Raw genomic sequence first — 14,302 nt, 5'->3', positions numbered from 1 at the left:
TGGATGGATCACGATAACGACGAGACGAGACGCGCCGCGCGGCAAGGAACGGGAGAAAAAGGTCAGCCTACGAGCTTTTGATAGCCGTCGGCGTCGAGCAGCTTGTCGATCGACGAACCGGCCGCGAGCTTCACTTTGAAGAGCCAGCTGGCGTAGGCATCCTGGTTGACCGCATCGGGCGTGTCGACCAGCGCTTCGTTGATCTCGACCACCTCGCCCGAGACGGGCGAGTAGATATCCGAAGCGGCCTTCACCGATTCGACGACGCCGATCGCATCACCCGCCGCAATCGTCTTGCCCACCGCCGGCAGTTCGAGGAAAACGATGTCGCCCAGCGTTTCTTGCGCGTGGTCGGTAATGCCGACTGTCACGGTGCCGTCCGCTTCGGCTTTGACCCACTCGTGTTCCTCGGTGTACTTCAGATCGGCCGGAACGTTGCTCATGTGTTGCTCCTGGTGAAAAGGAAATGCGTTGAATAGGGCGGCCTTAAGCCAAGTGTAGGGACCGAAACACGCGCGCAGGGCGGCGTTTTACGCGGCAAGCACCTTGCCGTTGCGCACGAACGGCAGTTTTACCACGCTTGCGGGAAGCGCTTTGTCCCGAATTTGGACTTGCACCACGTCGCCGGGGCGCACGCCCTTGGGCACGCGCGCGAACGCGATCGATTCTTGCATGGACGGCGAGAACGTTCCGCTCGTAATTTCGCCTTCGCCATGCGGTGTGACGACCTTCTGATGCGCGCGCAGAACGCCGCCGGCCTTGCCGTTTTCCTTTTGCAGGATCAGACCCACGAAATCCTTTTGCGTGCCGTCCCGCTCCAGTGCGGCGCGGCCCACGAATTCGCGGGGGGCCGACAAATCGACCGTCCAAGCAAGGCCCGCGTCGAGCGGCGAGACGCCTTCGTCCATGTCTTGCCCGTACAGGTTCATGCCCGCTTCGAGACGCAGCGTGTCGCGCGCGCCGAGCCCGCAAGGGCGCACGCCCGCGCCTTGCAGCGCTTGCCACAGCGCGACGACCTGCGCGGCCGGTACGACGATTTCGAAACCGTCCTCGCCCGTGTAGCCCGTGCGGGCGATCGTCAGTTCGCCGTACGGGGCGATGTTCGCGCGCGCCGCGTTGAACGGCTTGAGCGCTTCGGTCGCCTCGCGCGCCGTCGGCAGCACTTGCCAGACCTTGGCGCGCGCATTCGGGCCCTGCACGGCGACGATCGCGAAGTCGCGGCGCGGCGTGATGGTCAAACCGAAGCCGCGCTCGGCGTTCAAGCGGCCGAACCAAGCGATATCTTTGTCCGCCGTGCCGGCATTGACGACCACGCGGAAGAAATCATCGGAGAAAAAGTAAACGATCAGATCGTCGATCACGCCGCCCTGCTCGTTCAACATGCACGAATACAGTGCACGACCGGGCGTTTGCAGCTTGCCGACGTTGTTGGCGATCGCGTATTCGAAGAAAGCGCGGGCGCGCGCACCCGTGAAGTCGACGACGCACATATGCGAGACGTCGAACATACCGGCATCGGTACGGACGGCTTGATGCTCGTCGATCTGCGAGCCGTAGTTGACGGGCATGTCCCAGCCGCCGAAATCGACCATGCGCGCATTGAGGGCACGGTGGGTAGCGTTCAGCGGGGTGTGTTTCAGTTCGGTCATCTGGGCCTCGGCGCGCAAAGGTTTCGCGAAAACAAAAAAGGGCCATGCCGGCCGACGCGCTGGGCTCGAATGCTCGAACGCCTGGCGCACATGCGGTGCATGACCCCTCTGTCCTCGGTACCTGAGAGATTGCGCTAGCCGGAACGCTATGCGTTGCCGAATATTGCGCGCGCCCCTTCGGTGGGTGACCGGCTCGCGCACCGCGGCGTCGTGAACGCTGCGTGGGCGAGCTATCGCCGCTCTCCAGAGTGCGAAAAGCTGCCGGGTGGCGGGCCTTTCGACGCGGTCGGTCCTTTTGCCTGAGAGTTTGTGGGTGTGCCCCTTCGGCGGCGCCCGCCGGCGGATCAAAACCCTACCGAGGACACGCTCTCCCGACGCGTGCGCGAAATTTACGCGAGCGACAGGGGGTTGTCAAATCGCGACATTGGACAGGCGTGCGAGACAAATGTGAGCAGGAATGTGCGATGCAATCCAGCAGGCTGAGCGAAGACGCGCTAACTTAGCGATGTGCGCGACGAACTACGAACGCGCCGCTCTGTCCACTGCGATGTTCGACGGGAATAGCGGCGCGTGCAGCCTCGTCTCAGGAAGAGCGGCGTAGGCGAGACGCGCCCGCGGCAACACAGAGGAGGAAAGCTTTATGTCGAACCGATTTTGCTGCACCGACCCCGACATTCGCCTATTGGCCGCGGGCCGCGTGCGCTTCGCTTCGAGTCAAGCGCTGGAACGCGCGATGACGCCGCTCGTCGAGCGCGCGCGCACCGTCCCGACCGGTACGCTGGCCGACGTATTCCGTGACGTCGACACCGAAGCCTTGCTGTTCGTCGCCGCCTGGCGCGTGGTTCGCTTCGAAGCGGCCGAGCGCACGGTCGTCGACGCCATCGCGCACGCCATCGAGCCGCTGCGCGGGGACGCCACGCCCGAGTGGGTCGACGTGGCCGTGCCGGCCGGCGCGTGGACGTCCGGCCGCAGCGGGCCGGGCGATTGCCTCGTGCTCGTGCGCCAGCCGCTCGAAAAACCGGACGCCCGCATTCAGACAAGTTGGATCGACCGGGTCTTGCTGGCGCTGAACGGCGACGCGGAGCCGCCTGGCGGATTGATTTCGGCGAATTTCTTCGCCACGCACGACGAGGCCACGGTGCTGAACTTCTCGCGCTGGACGAGCGCCGACGCCCATCGCGAGGCCGTCGCGCGCGGTCACTACGGGCAGCAGGGCAGCACGGGCACGTCGCCGCTCTGGCAAACGACGCGCGAGCACCCCGGCATTCGCGCCGAACACGAGGTGTGCCGGTATGTCCGCGTGTCGTAGGCCGCGACTTAACCGCGCACGCCCACGCGGTACTTCGTCACCTGCCGATAGGGTTTGTCGGCGCGCGAGATCACGTCTTCCCGATCCGCCATGTTGATCTGATTCGGGAAGCCGCCTGCTTCGAGGCAAAGCCCCGCGTGCCGCGCATACGTGCCGCCCTGGCGGCCGGGTACGCCGTCCAGATAGTTGCCCGTGTATAGCTGCAAACCACGCTGGTCGGTGGACACCGTCATCGACCGGCCGCTAGCCGGATCGTAGAGTTTGGCGACCTCGCGCACGGGCCGAGGCCCCTTTTCGTTTCGAGCCGAAACCTGGCCGTCGCTAAGCACATAGCAATGATCGAAGCCGCGCGCGAGCGCGATCTGATCGTGCGGCCAGTCGAGCCGCGCGCCGATCGGCGCGGCCTCGCGAAAATCGAACGCCGTGCCGGCCACGGCCGTCTGCCGCAACGGAATGAGCGTTGCGTCGACCTCGAAGAACGCGTCGGCGTCGATCGATAGCATGTGACCCGTGACGTCCGCGCCGGTTTGCGCCGCCAGATTGAAATAAGCGTGATTCGTCAGATTGAGCGGCGTGGGGGCATCGGTGCGCGCGCGATAGTCGATCGTGAGCTCGCCCTCGTCGTCGAGCGTGTAGCGCACTTCGACGCTCACGTTCCCCGGGAACCCGGCGTCGCCTTCCTCCGATTCCAGCCGCAGGACGAGCGCGCCGTCGTCTTCGCTCGCCTGCCAGATCGCGCGGTGAAATCCCGTCGCGCCGCCATGCAGCAAATTGTCCCCCTCGTTGCGATCGACGTTGTACTCGATTCCGTCGAGCATAAAACGACCGCCTGCGATGCGATTGGCCCAGCGGCCGATGAGCGCGCCGAAGTAGCCCTTCGCTTCCCAGTATTGCTCGGGCGTATCGTGCCCGAGCACGATGTCGCCGAGCCGCCCCGCCCGATCCGGCGCCATCCACGAAACGATCGTACCCCCGAGTTCGCTGACGGACACGCGCATACCGTGCGCGTTGCGCAGCGTGAAGAGATGGACGGTTTGGCCGTTGGGCAACGCGCCCCACGGTTCATGCGACAACTTGGCTGTGCTGATCATAGCGACATAGGAAGGTTGAAATTTCAAGCGTGCGCCTGTGCGCTCGCGCGCTCTTGGTATTCGCGCGGCGTGCAGCCGAGTTCGCGGCGAAACACCGCGTGCAGATACTGCACCGATTTGAAACCGCAGCGCACGGCGACGTCGGCGCTCGACACGTCGCGCTTGACGAGCAGCGCCTTGGCCGCGTCGAGCTTTTGCCGAAGGATCTCCTGATGCACGGTGCATTGCAACTCGCGCCGGAAATATTCTTCCAGCGACGAGCGCGACACGCCCACGTAGTCGGCCACTTGCTCGGTGCGGATGCCTTGGCACGCGTACTGCCGGATGAAATGCCGGGCGCGGGCGACGTAGGGGCTCGCGAGCGGCTGATGCTTGGTCGACTCCAGTACGTTGATGCCGACCGGCGGCACGAGAATCGTGCGGCCGGCGAAACGCGCGCCATGCAGCATTTGATGCAGCAGGTGCGCCGCGGTGCGGCCCATTTCCTCGGTGCCTTGAATCACCGACGACAACGGGATGCGCGTGAGCGTACGCGTGAGCGGATCGTTGTCGATGCCGATGATCGCCACGTCCTCGGGCACCGGGATGCCGGCGATCAGGCACGCTTGCAGCAAGTGCCGCGCACGGGCGTCGGTGACGGCGATGATGCCGACCGGCTTGGGCAGCGCAGCGAGCCACTGCGTGAGCTGGTCGATCGCTTGGTTCCACGTGGGCGCGCTCGTCGATAGCCCGCGATAGATCTCGCCGTCGATCTGCTCGCGCGTGCGGCCGTCGGCTTCACGCAATTGCGCGAATGCCAGCTCGCGCTGATACGCCCAGCGGTGCTCGTTCGCCAGCGGCAGGCTGTAAAGCGCGAAATTGCGCAGGCCCGCCTCGATCAGGTGCGTGTAGGCCAGCGAGACGAGCTTGAGGTTGTCCGTCGCGATATAAGGCACGCCGCTCGGATAGTGAGCCGGGTCGGCGAACGACGAACCGACGGCCACGACCGGCAGCGGGCAATCGGCCAGCGCCTCGCTGACGGCCGGGTCGTCGAAGTCGGCGATGATGCCGTCGCCGTCGAAGCGCTCGATGCCCGCCAAACGGCAGCGGAAGTCTTCTTCGAGAAAAAGATTCCAGCCCACGCGCGTGGACAGCAGATATTGGCCCACGCCCGTGATGATCTCGCGGTCGTAGACCTTGTTCGCGTTGAACAGCAGCGCGATGCGGTGCGCCTTGCGCGGGGCGGGCGATTTGGTCATCGCCGCGGCCTTTCGCCGAAGGCCAAGCCGCAGCCGAAACCGAAACCGCGGCCGCAGCAGGCGTGCGCGCCTTGTTCTATCGCGCGTTCCACCTCGCGCATGGCTTTGTCTCCGTTCGTTGCTTTTCGGTGCATTCCGCGATTCTAGGCGGGAATGCCGTCGATGCGCAGGCCGGCGGGCGCGTCGGCAAGAAACGTTACCCGCGCTGCGCAATTTCGCAATTGTGGCCCACGCGCCGCCGCTGCACCATGGCCGCACTTCGAGACGGCCGCGCGAGTCGCCGCGCGCGCGCCGTCCGACCGACCGATGAAAACAGGCGACGCCCAATATAGACAACAAGGAGTGGAGACATGGCATTCGCAAAGCGTCGTTCCATCTTAGGTTCGCTCGTCGCGAGCGCGGTGCTAGCGGGCTTGACGCTCGCCGCGCCGCTCGCGCATGCGAGCAAGGACCATCCCGTGATCGGCTTTTGCATCGACGATCTGCGCGTCGAGCGCTGGTCGCGCGATCGCGATTACTTCGTCGCCGCGGCGCAGAAACTGGGCGCGACCGTCTCCGTGCAGTCCGCGGATGCCAGCGAAGAGCGTCAGATCTCGCAGATCGAAAACCTGATCTCGCGCGGCGTCGATGCCATCGTCATCGTGCCGTTCAATTCGAAGACGCTCGGCAACGTCGTGGCCGAAGCGAAGAAGGCCGGCATCAAGGTCATCTCCTACGATCGACTGATCCTCGATGCAGACGTCGATGCCTATATCTCGTTCGACAACGAGAAGGTGGGCGAACTGCAGGCCAAGGGCGTGTACGACGCGCAACCGAAGGGCAACTACTTCCTGCTCGGCGGCGCGCCGACCGACAACAACGCGAAGATGCTGCGCGAAGGCCAGTTGAAGGTGCTCAAACCCGCGATCGATCGCGGCGACATCAAGGTCGTGGGGCAGCAATGGGTGCCTGAATGGAGCGCGGCAACGGCGCTGCGCATCGTCGAGGACGCCCTCACGGCCAACGGCAACAAGATCGACGCAATCGTGGCGTCCAACGACGGCACGGCCGGCGGAGCGATTCAAGCGCTGGCCGCGCAAAAGCTCGCGGGCAAGGTGCCCGTTTCGGGCCAGGACGCCGATCTGGCGGCCGTCAAGCGTGTGATCGCCGGCACGCAGACCATGACCGTCTACAAGCCGATCAAACTGATCGCCAGCGAAGCCGCCAAGCTCGCGGTCGACCTCGTCAAGGGTCAAAAGCCCGCGTTCAATTCGCAGTACGACAACGGCAAAAAGAAGGTCGACACCGTGCTGCTCCAGCCGATCTTGCTGACCAAGAAGAACGTCGACGTCGTCGTCAAGGACGGCTTCTACACGCAAGCGCAGCTCTCGAGCCAATAAGGCGCTGTTCGCCCCGCGCGCCGCTGAACACCCGAGCGCGCGCGGCCGTCCTGTCTTTCGACGACGGCCGCGCGAGCGAGGGCATCGGCGCATTTTTGGTAGAAGAAAGGAACGAGACGCATGGCGCAAGCACAACCGTTGCTGTCGCTCAAAGGCATCGTCAAGACGTTTTCGGGCGTGAAGGCGCTCGACGGCATCGATCTCTCGGTCGCCCCCGGCGAATGCGTGGGCCTGTGCGGCGAGAACGGCGCAGGCAAGTCGACCCTCATGAAGATCGTGTCGGGCGTCTACCCGCATGGCACTTGGGACGGCGAAATCCTGTGGGACGGTGCGCCCTTGACTGCATCGAGCGTGCGCGACACCGAGCGCGCCGGCATCGTCATCATTCACCAGGAGCTCATGCTCGTGCCCGAGCTCTCGGTGGCCGAAAACATCTTTCTCGGCAACGAGATCACGCTGCCCGGCGCGCGCATGAACTACGCGGCGATGCATCAACGCGCCGACGAATTGCTGCGCAGCCTCGGGATCGAGGGCATCAACGTCGCGCAGCCGGTCATGAATTACGGCGGCGGACACCAGCAGCTGATCGAAATCGCGAAGGCGCTGAACAAGGATGCGCGGCTTTTGATTCTCGACGAGCCGTCTTCCTCGCTCACCGCGGCCGAAACGCGCATCTTGCTCGACATCGTGCGCGACCTCAAACGGCGCGGCGTGGCCTGCATCTACATTTCGCACAAACTCGACGAAGTCGAGGCTGTCTGCGATACGGTCACCGTCATCCGCGACGGCCGGCACGTCGAAACGGCGCCGCTCGCTCAGATGAGCGCGCCGCGCATCGTCGCTTTGATGGTCGGACGAGAAATCACGAACCTCTTTCCGCGCGAGCCGCACGAGATCGGCGAGGTCGTGCTCGAAGCGCGCAACGTCACCTGCTTCGACGTGACGAACCCGCGCCGCAAGCGCGTCGACGACATTTCGTTCAGCGTCCGCCGCGGGGAGATCCTCGGCGTGGCCGGGCTCGTCGGCTCGGGACGCACCGAGCTCATGCAGGCGATCTTCGGCGCCTATCCGGGCACGAGCCGCGCGACGGTCATCGTCGAGGGCAAGACGATCGCCGTGCGCTCGCCCGCCGACGCCATCCGCGCCGGCATCGGCCTCGCGCCCGAGGATCGCAAGGCGCACGGCATCGTGCCCGATCTCGGCGTGGGCCACAACATCACGCTTTCCGTGCTCAAGCGCTTCGTTAAGCGCGGCGCGATCGACGCGGCCGCCGAACTCGACACGATTCACAAATCGATGAAACAGCTGTCGGTGCGCGCGGCGCATCCGCTGCTGTCGATTGCGAACCTCTCGGGCGGCAATCAGCAAAAGGCCGTGCTCACGCGCGTGCTGCTGACCGAACCGAAGGTGCTGATCCTCGACGAGCCCACGCGCGGCGTCGACGTCGGCGCGAAGTACGAGATCTACAAGCTCATTTTTGCGCTCGCCAAACAAGGCATGGCAATCGTCGTCGTATCGTCCGAACTGCCGGAAGTGCTCGGCTTGAGCGACCGCGTCCTCGTCATCGGCGAGGGCGAACTACGCGGCGATTTCCTCAACGACGGCCTCACGCAAGAGGCGATTCTCACGGCCGCCATCGAACCGACGCCCCGGCGCGCGGCCTCTCACTCCCACGAAACGGCTTCAGCATGACACCGGACATCTCTTCCGCTCGCCCGCAAGACGCCGCCGGCCCCGGCGGCGCGGACCGCATTCGCCAATGGTTCGCGCGCTACAAGATTCTCGCGCTGCTGTTCGCCGTCGCGCTGATTTGGCTGTTTTTCACCGTGCTCACGCACGGCGCCTTCGCCACGCCGCGCAACCTGTCGAATCTGCTGCGGCAAATGGCGATCAGCGGCATGCTGGCCTGCGGCATGGTGTTCGTCATCATCGCCGGCGAAATCGATCTGTCGGTGGGCTCGCTCCTCGGCCTGCTCGGCGGCATCGCGGCGATTCTCGACGCCAACCGCGGCTGGCCGATCGAGGCGACGATCCCCGTCGTGATGGTCCTCGGCGTCGTGGCGGGTCTCGTCAACGGCTGGCTTTCCACCTATCGGCGGGTACCTTCGTTCATCGTCGGCCTGGGCGGCATGCTCGCCTACCGCGGCGTACTGCTTGGCATCACCGGCGGCTCGACGATCGCGCCTGTTTCGGACCGCTTCGTCTTTCTCGGGCAGGGCTATCTGCCGCGCCTCGCCGGCGATGCGCTCGCGCTGCTGCTGTTCGCCGTGCTGACGGTCGTGACGGCACGCCAGCGCGGCAACCGCCGCCGCTACGACCTACCCGTGCCGGCGCTATGGCAAGAAGGGGCGAAAATCGTCGGTGCGGGCGTGATCATCGTCGCATTCATGGCCACGCTGAACAGCTATGGGGGGATCCCGGTGCCGGTGCTGCTCGTCCTGATCCTGCTCGGCGTCTTCACCTGGGTCGCGACCCAAACGGTCTTCGGCCGGCGCATCTACTCGGTGGGATCGAACCTGGAAGCGACGCGCTTGTCGGGCGTCGACACGAACCGGGTCAAGCTCGCCATCTTCGCCTTGATGGGGCTCATGTGCGCCTTCGCCGGGATCGTCAATACGGCGCGCCTCGCCGCGGGCTCGCCGTCGGCCGGCACGATGGGCGAACTCGACGCCATTGCTGCATGCTTCATCGGCGGCACGTCGATGCGCGGCGGGTCGGGCACCGTCTACGGCGCGCTGATCGGCGCACTCGTCATGGCGAGCCTCGACAACGGCATGTCGATGCTCGACGTCGATGCCTATTGGCAGATGATCGCCAAGGGAGCCATCCTAGTGCTCGCCGTCTGGATCGACGTCGTCTCGCGCACGAACCGGCGGTAAGCGCCGTCGCTGCAACGCAACATCCGCCCCTCGCGGGCGGCAATTTCTTCAACCGTGGAATTTCGCATGTCGTACGCCATCTATCCGAGCTTGGCCGATAAGACCGTTGTCGTTACCGGCGGCGGCAGCGGCATCGGCGCCGCCATCGTCGAAGCATTCGCGCAGCAAGGGGCGCGCGTGTTCTTCCTCGATATTGCCGAAGCCGACTCGCACGCGCTGGCCGAACGGTTGCGCGATTGCGCGCATCCCCCGGCTTTCCATCGCTGCGACTTGCGCGATACGGACGCCATCGCCGCCGTTTTCGCGGCGATCTGCGCCGAAGCGGGCCCGATCAACGTGCTCGTCAATAACGCGGCCAACGACGACCGGCACACGTTCGGCTCGATTACCCCCGCTTACTGGGACGAGCGAATCGCGGTGAACTTGCGGCACCAATTTTTTTGCGCGCAGAACGCCGCCTCCGGCATGAAGGCTGCAGGAAACGGAGTGATTCTGAATCTCGGTTCGATCTCGTGGCACCTTGCGCTGCCGAGCTTATCGATTTACATGACGGCGAAAGCCGGCATCGAAGGGCTCACCCGCGCACTGGCCCGCGAGCTCGGCGTCTTCGGTATTCGCGTGAACGCGATCATCCCGGGCGCCGTCCGGACGCCGAGGCAGATGAAGCTGTGGCAATCGCCCGAAACGGAGGCGAAGCTCGTCGCGGACCAATGCTTGCCCGAGCGGGTCGAGCCCGAGCATGTCGCACGCATGGCCTTGTTTCTCGCATCGGACGACGGATCGCGATGCTCGGGGCGCGAATACTTCGTCGATGCGGGATGGTATGGAGCATCCTGATGATTTCACCCGAATGCATATGGCCCTTGGGCGCCGAACTCGGCGAGGGGCCCGTATGGAGCCGCATCGATAAAGCAGTCTATTTTGTCGACATCAAGCGCAAGCAGGTGCACCGGTACAGCGCCGAGACGCGCGAAACGATGACCTGGCCGGCGCCGAGCGAGCCGTGTTTCATCGCCCCGACATCCGACGGCTCGTTCGTCTGCGGGTTGCGCCGGGGCCTCTATCGATTCGATGCGCGCGCCGGCGCCTTCGAGAAGCTCGTAGATGTCGAGCCCGAGCGTGGCGCGAACCGTCTGAACGATGGCTTTGTCGATCCAACGGGCCACCTATGGTTCGGTTCGATGGACGATGCGGAAAACGCCCCCACCGGCGCGCTGTATCGCGTGGACGAGAAAGGCAAGGTGCAAATGCGCGACGATGGCTACGCGATCACGAACGGGCCGGCGATGAGCCCCGACCGGCGCACGCTTTATCACACGGATACGCTCGGCCGCACCGTCTACGCCTTCGACGTGGACGAGCGCGGCGCGCTCTCGAACAAGCGAGCGTTCATCCGCGTCCAAGGCACGGCACACCCCGACGGCATGGCCGTCGATGCGCAAGGTTGCCTGTGGATCGCACTTTTCGGCGGCGGATGTATCGAACGCTATTCGAGCGACGGCGCGCAGATCGATACTGTCGCCTTTCCGTGCTCGAACATCACGAAGCTGGTATTTGGCGGCGACGACCTGCGTACCGCGTACGTCACTACCGCGCAAAAGGGCTTGAGCGCAAGCCAGCGCGAACGCGAGACGCTCGCGGGCGGGCTGTTTGCGTTTCGTTCGCCGGTACCTGGCCTGCCGCAAAACGTGCTCACGCGCGGCCTCGCGCGCTCGCGGTAACGGCGCGTCATTTTGGAGAAAAGAACACTCATGTCACCCACGCCCCCGCGCAGGCTGCGCAGCCAAAATTGGTTCGACGATCCGACACACGCGGATATGACCGCGCTGTACGTCGAGCGCTTCATGAACTACGGACTGACGCGCGAGGAACTGCAGTCGGGCCGGCCGATCATTGGGATTGCGCAGACGGGCAGCGATCTCGCGCCCTGCAATCGCCACCACATCGAGCTCGCCGCCCGTACGAAGGCCGGCATCCGCGACGCGGGCGGCATTCCGATGGAGTTCCCCGTTCACCCGCTCGCCGAGCAAAGCCGCCGGCCCACCGCCGCGCTGGACCGCAATCTCGCCTACCTGGGGCTCGTCGAGATCTTGCACGGCTATCCGCTCGACGGCGTGGTGCTGACGACAGGCTGCGACAAGACGACGCCCGCGTGCCTCATGGCGGCGGCGACGGTCGACATGCCGGCCATCGTGCTCTCGGGCGGCCCCATGCTCGACGGCTGGTTCGACGGCAAGCGCGTAGGTTCGGGCACGGTGATTTGGCATGCGCGCAATCTGCTCGCTGCCGGCGACATCGATTACGAAGGCTTCATGCAGCTCACGGCGGCGGCCTCCCCCTCGATCGGTCACTGCAATACGATGGGCACCGCTCTGTCGATGAACAGCCTGGCCGAAGCGCTCGGGATGTCGCTGCCCGGCTGCGCGTCGATTCCGGCCGCCTACCGGGAGCGGGGGCAGATGGCGTACGTGACGGGCAAGCGCATCGTGGATCTCGTGCGCGAGGACGTGCGGCCATCGAAGATCCTCACGCGCGAGGCGTTCGAGAATGCGATCGTCGTGGCGTCCGCGCTCGGCGCATCGACCAATTGCCCGCCGCATCTGATCGCCATCGCGCGGCACATGGGCATTGAACTGTCGCTCGACGACTGGCAGCGCCTGGGCGCCGACGTGCCGCTGCTCGCCAACTGCATGCCGGCGGGGGAATACCTGGGCGAGAGCTTCCATCGCGCGGGCGGCGTGCCGGCCGTTCTGCGGCAGCTTGCGCAGGCCGGCTTGCTGCATGGCGATTGCCTGACTGTATCGGGCCGCACGATCGATGAAATCGTGGAGCAGGCGCCGCAAGCCGACGGCGATGTCATTCGTCCGTACGCCGAGCCGTTGAAGCACGGCGCTGGCTTCATCGTGCTGTCGGGCAACTTCTTCGACAGTGCGATCATCAAGATGTCGGTCGTGGGCGATGCCTTCCGCAAGACTTACCTCAGCGAACCGGGCGCCGAGAACGCGTTCGAGGCGCGCGCCATCGTCTTCGACGGTCCCGAGGACTACCGCGCCCGCATCGACGATCCTTCGCTCAAAATCGACGAGCACTGCATCTTGGTCATGCGCGGCTGCGGGACGCTCGGCTACCCGGGCAGCGCCGAAGTCGTCAACATGGCGCCCCCGGCGGAATTGGTGAAGCGCGGCATCACATCGTTGCCTTGCATGGGCGACGGGCGTCAAAGCGGTACGTCGGCCAGCCCGTCGATCTTGAACATGTCGCCGGAATCGGCGGCGGGAGGCGGCCTCGCGCTGATGCGCACGGACGATCGCGTACGCGTCGATCTGAACGCGCGGCGCATCGAGCTGCTCGTCGACGAGGCGGAGCTCGAGCGGCGCCGCGCCGAAGGCGCGCCTGCTGTTCCGGCATCGCAAACGCCCTGGCAGGAGATCTATCGGCAATTCGTCGGCCAGCTCTCGACGGGCGGCTGTCTGGAGCCCGCCACGCTGTATCTGAAAGTGATCGAAACGCGCGGCGATCCTCGCCATTCTCATTGAACGAAATCCAATCACTCCGAGCATTGACCGACATGCATATCGATCCCGCTGCCTGCCTGCCCTCCGACCTCGACCGTGCGCTGCTCATCGGCCGCATTTGGCGCGGCGCGCCCATCGACGGGCCATCCGTCGTCGTCGTGCGCAACGGCGAAGTGTTCGACATCACCGCTAGCGCGCCGACGACGAGCGATCTATTCGATCGGGACGACGTCGCCGCATTCGCGCGTTCGGCGCCCGGCGAAGCGCTGGGGCCTGTCCAAGCACTGCTCGGCCAAGGCGCGAACGCGGAAGCTTCCCTGCTCGCTCCTTGCGACGTGCAGGCGATCAAAGCTTGCGGCGTGACGTTCGCGGTGAGCCTGCTCGAGCGCGTGATCGAAGAGCAAGCCGGTGGCGATCCAGGGCGGGCGGCCGACATTCGGGCCTCGCTGCACGAGCTGATCGGCACCGACCTGGCGAAGATCCGTCCGGGTTCGCCGGCCGCGCTGCGTTTGAAGGAAGAACTACAACGGCGCGGCGCGTGGTCGCAATACATGGAGGTGGGGATCGGCGAAGACGCCGAGGTGTTCACGAAGTCGCAGCCGATGTCGGCCGTGGGTTTCGGGGCCGACATCGGCCTGTATCCAACGTCCGCGTGGAACAATCCGGAGCCCGAGATCGTGCTGGCGGTGAACGCCGCGGGCACGATCGTCGGCGCAACGCTCGGCAACGACGTCAACTTGCGCGATATCGAAGGCCGCTCGGCGCTGCTGCTCGGCAAAGCGAAGGACAACAACGGCTCGTGCGCGATCGGCCCGTTCGTCCGTTTGTTCGATGAAGGCTTCTCCCTCGATACGCTGCGCGAGGCCAGCGTTTCATTGCGTATCGACGGCGAAGACGGCTTCGTGCTCGAAGGGGTGAGTCACATGCGCGAGATCAGCCGAGATCCGCTCGATCTCGTCGCGCAGACGTGCGGCGCCCATCATCAGTATCCGGACGGCTTCATGCTGTTCCTCGGCACGATGTTCTCCCCGATCAAGGACCGCGATACGGCGGGCGGCGGCTTCACGCATCACCTGGGCGATGTCGTGACGATCTCGACCCCGGAGCTAGGCGCGCTCGTCAACACGGTGAGATTGTCGACGCAGATTGCACCTTGGCAATTCGGCGTGCGAGCGCTGTATCGCAATTTGGCCGCGCGCGGGGTGAGGTAGGGCCTGCCGGGACCCGGGCGAAATTTCTCAT

At 65.2% G+C, this 14,302-nt stretch carries 12 protein-coding genes and 2 riboswitches; of the genes, 8 read left to right on the top strand and 4 right to left on the bottom strand.

Going from position 1 to position 14,302, the window contains the following annotated elements; translation table 11 throughout:
- Positions 1-62 precede the first annotated feature (62 nt).
- On the bottom strand, positions 63-443 hold the full coding sequence (gcvH, locus tag ACTHNR_RS23655) for a glycine cleavage system protein GcvH (protein ID WP_440550742.1): 381 nt from the start codon (positions 441-443) through the stop codon (positions 63-65).
- Between the two features lie 87 nt (positions 444-530).
- Complete coding sequence (gene gcvT, locus ACTHNR_RS23650; RefSeq protein WP_440550740.1) at positions 531-1,649, bottom strand: glycine cleavage system aminomethyltransferase GcvT; 1,119 nt, start codon at positions 1,647-1,649, stop codon at positions 531-533.
- A gap of 98 nt (positions 1,650-1,747) precedes the next feature.
- Positions 1,748-1,906, bottom strand: a riboswitch (glycine riboswitch).
- 19 nt (positions 1,907-1,925) lie between these two features.
- A riboswitch (glycine riboswitch) is annotated at positions 1,926-2,033 on the bottom strand.
- 256 nt (positions 2,034-2,289) lie between these two features.
- On the opposite strand from gcvT, the gene ACTHNR_RS23645 reads away from it, so the two are divergent.
- Positions 2,290-2,958: a hypothetical protein gene (locus ACTHNR_RS23645; protein ID WP_440550738.1), complete on the top strand. Its 669-nt coding sequence runs from the start codon at positions 2,290-2,292 to the stop codon at positions 2,956-2,958.
- Positions 2,959-2,966: 8 nt separating this feature from the next.
- Here the strand turns inward: ACTHNR_RS23645 and ACTHNR_RS23640 are convergent, their stop codons facing one another.
- Both ACTHNR_RS23640 and ACTHNR_RS23635 read right to left on the bottom strand, forming a co-directional pair.
- The gene (locus ACTHNR_RS23640) at positions 2,967-4,049 is read right to left on the bottom strand and encodes an aldose epimerase family protein (protein WP_440550736.1); all 1,083 of its coding nucleotides are present in this window, start codon (positions 4,047-4,049) and stop codon (positions 2,967-2,969) included.
- A gap of 23 nt (positions 4,050-4,072) precedes the next feature.
- Positions 4,073-5,287 (bottom strand): XylR family transcriptional regulator, encoded by a 1,215-nt coding sequence (locus ACTHNR_RS23635; RefSeq protein ID WP_440550734.1) that lies wholly within the window; start codon positions 5,285-5,287, stop codon positions 4,073-4,075.
- 350 nt (positions 5,288-5,637) lie between these two features.
- Here ACTHNR_RS23635 and xylF point away from each other — a divergent pair, with 350 nt between their 5' ends.
- The 7 genes from xylF (at position 5,638) to ACTHNR_RS23600 (ending at position 14,271) form a co-directional block, all read left to right on the top strand.
- Complete coding sequence (xylF, locus tag ACTHNR_RS23630; RefSeq protein ID WP_440550732.1) at positions 5,638-6,666, top strand: D-xylose ABC transporter substrate-binding protein; 1,029 nt, start codon at positions 5,638-5,640, stop codon at positions 6,664-6,666.
- Between the two features lie 120 nt (positions 6,667-6,786).
- The gene (xylG, locus tag ACTHNR_RS23625; protein WP_440550730.1) at positions 6,787-8,358 is read left to right on the top strand and encodes a D-xylose ABC transporter ATP-binding protein; all 1,572 of its coding nucleotides are present in this window, start codon (positions 6,787-6,789) and stop codon (positions 8,356-8,358) included.
- Positions 8,355-9,545, top strand: a complete 1,191-nt coding sequence (locus ACTHNR_RS23620; RefSeq protein ID WP_440550728.1) for a sugar ABC transporter permease — start codon at positions 8,355-8,357, stop codon at positions 9,543-9,545. Before xylG ends, ACTHNR_RS23620 begins: the two co-directional genes overlap by 4 nt.
- A 66-nt stretch (positions 9,546-9,611) precedes the next feature.
- The gene (locus ACTHNR_RS23615) at positions 9,612-10,382 is read left to right on the top strand and encodes an SDR family NAD(P)-dependent oxidoreductase (protein ID WP_440550726.1); all 771 of its coding nucleotides are present in this window, start codon (positions 9,612-9,614) and stop codon (positions 10,380-10,382) included.
- On the top strand, positions 10,382-11,266 hold the full coding sequence (locus tag ACTHNR_RS23610) for an SMP-30/gluconolactonase/LRE family protein (protein ID WP_440550724.1): 885 nt from the start codon (positions 10,382-10,384) through the stop codon (positions 11,264-11,266). Before ACTHNR_RS23615 ends, ACTHNR_RS23610 begins: the two co-directional genes overlap by 1 nt.
- A 30-nt stretch (positions 11,267-11,296) precedes the next feature.
- The gene (locus ACTHNR_RS23605) at positions 11,297-13,081 is read left to right on the top strand and encodes an IlvD/Edd family dehydratase (protein ID WP_440550723.1); all 1,785 of its coding nucleotides are present in this window, start codon (positions 11,297-11,299) and stop codon (positions 13,079-13,081) included.
- A 32-nt stretch (positions 13,082-13,113) separates the two neighbouring features.
- Positions 13,114-14,271: a fumarylacetoacetate hydrolase family protein gene (locus ACTHNR_RS23600; protein WP_440550722.1), complete on the top strand. Its 1,158-nt coding sequence runs from the start codon at positions 13,114-13,116 to the stop codon at positions 14,269-14,271.
- Positions 14,272-14,302 lie beyond the last annotated feature (31 nt).

The sequence above is a fragment of the Trinickia sp. genome, from assembly GCF_051954495.1.
Classification (GTDB): Bacteria; Pseudomonadota; Gammaproteobacteria; order Burkholderiales; family Burkholderiaceae; genus Trinickia.
This window is presented reverse-complemented; position numbering and strand designations above follow the sequence as displayed.

What these genes read in the sequence shown, in the direction of transcription:
- gcvT (WP_440550740.1), bottom strand. Translation starts at nt 1,649, where the DNA reads ATGACCGAACTGAAACACACCCCGCTGAACGCTACCCACCGTGCCCTC.
- xylG (WP_440550730.1), top strand. Translation starts at nt 6,787, where the DNA reads ATGGCGCAAGCACAACCGTTGCTGTCGCTCAAAGGCATCGTCAAGACG.
- gcvH (WP_440550742.1), bottom strand. Translation starts at nt 443, where the DNA reads ATGAGCAACGTTCCGGCCGATCTGAAGTACACCGAGGAACACGAGTGG.
- ACTHNR_RS23615 (WP_440550726.1), top strand. Translation starts at nt 9,612, where the DNA reads ATGTCGTACGCCATCTATCCGAGCTTGGCCGATAAGACCGTTGTCGTT.
- ACTHNR_RS23645 (WP_440550738.1), top strand. Translation starts at nt 2,290, where the DNA reads ATGTCGAACCGATTTTGCTGCACCGACCCCGACATTCGCCTATTGGCC.
- ACTHNR_RS23640 (WP_440550736.1), bottom strand. Translation starts at nt 4,049, where the DNA reads ATGATCAGCACAGCCAAGTTGTCGCATGAACCGTGGGGCGCGTTGCCC.
- ACTHNR_RS23635 (WP_440550734.1), bottom strand. Translation starts at nt 5,287, where the DNA reads ATGACCAAATCGCCCGCCCCGCGCAAGGCGCACCGCATCGCGCTGCTG.
- ACTHNR_RS23605 (WP_440550723.1), top strand. Translation starts at nt 11,297, where the DNA reads ATGTCACCCACGCCCCCGCGCAGGCTGCGCAGCCAAAATTGGTTCGAC.
- xylF (WP_440550732.1), top strand. Translation starts at nt 5,638, where the DNA reads ATGGCATTCGCAAAGCGTCGTTCCATCTTAGGTTCGCTCGTCGCGAGC.
- ACTHNR_RS23610 (WP_440550724.1), top strand. Translation starts at nt 10,382, where the DNA reads ATGATTTCACCCGAATGCATATGGCCCTTGGGCGCCGAACTCGGCGAG.
- ACTHNR_RS23600 (WP_440550722.1), top strand. Translation starts at nt 13,114, where the DNA reads ATGCATATCGATCCCGCTGCCTGCCTGCCCTCCGACCTCGACCGTGCG.
- ACTHNR_RS23620 (WP_440550728.1), top strand. Translation starts at nt 8,355, where the DNA reads ATGACACCGGACATCTCTTCCGCTCGCCCGCAAGACGCCGCCGGCCCC.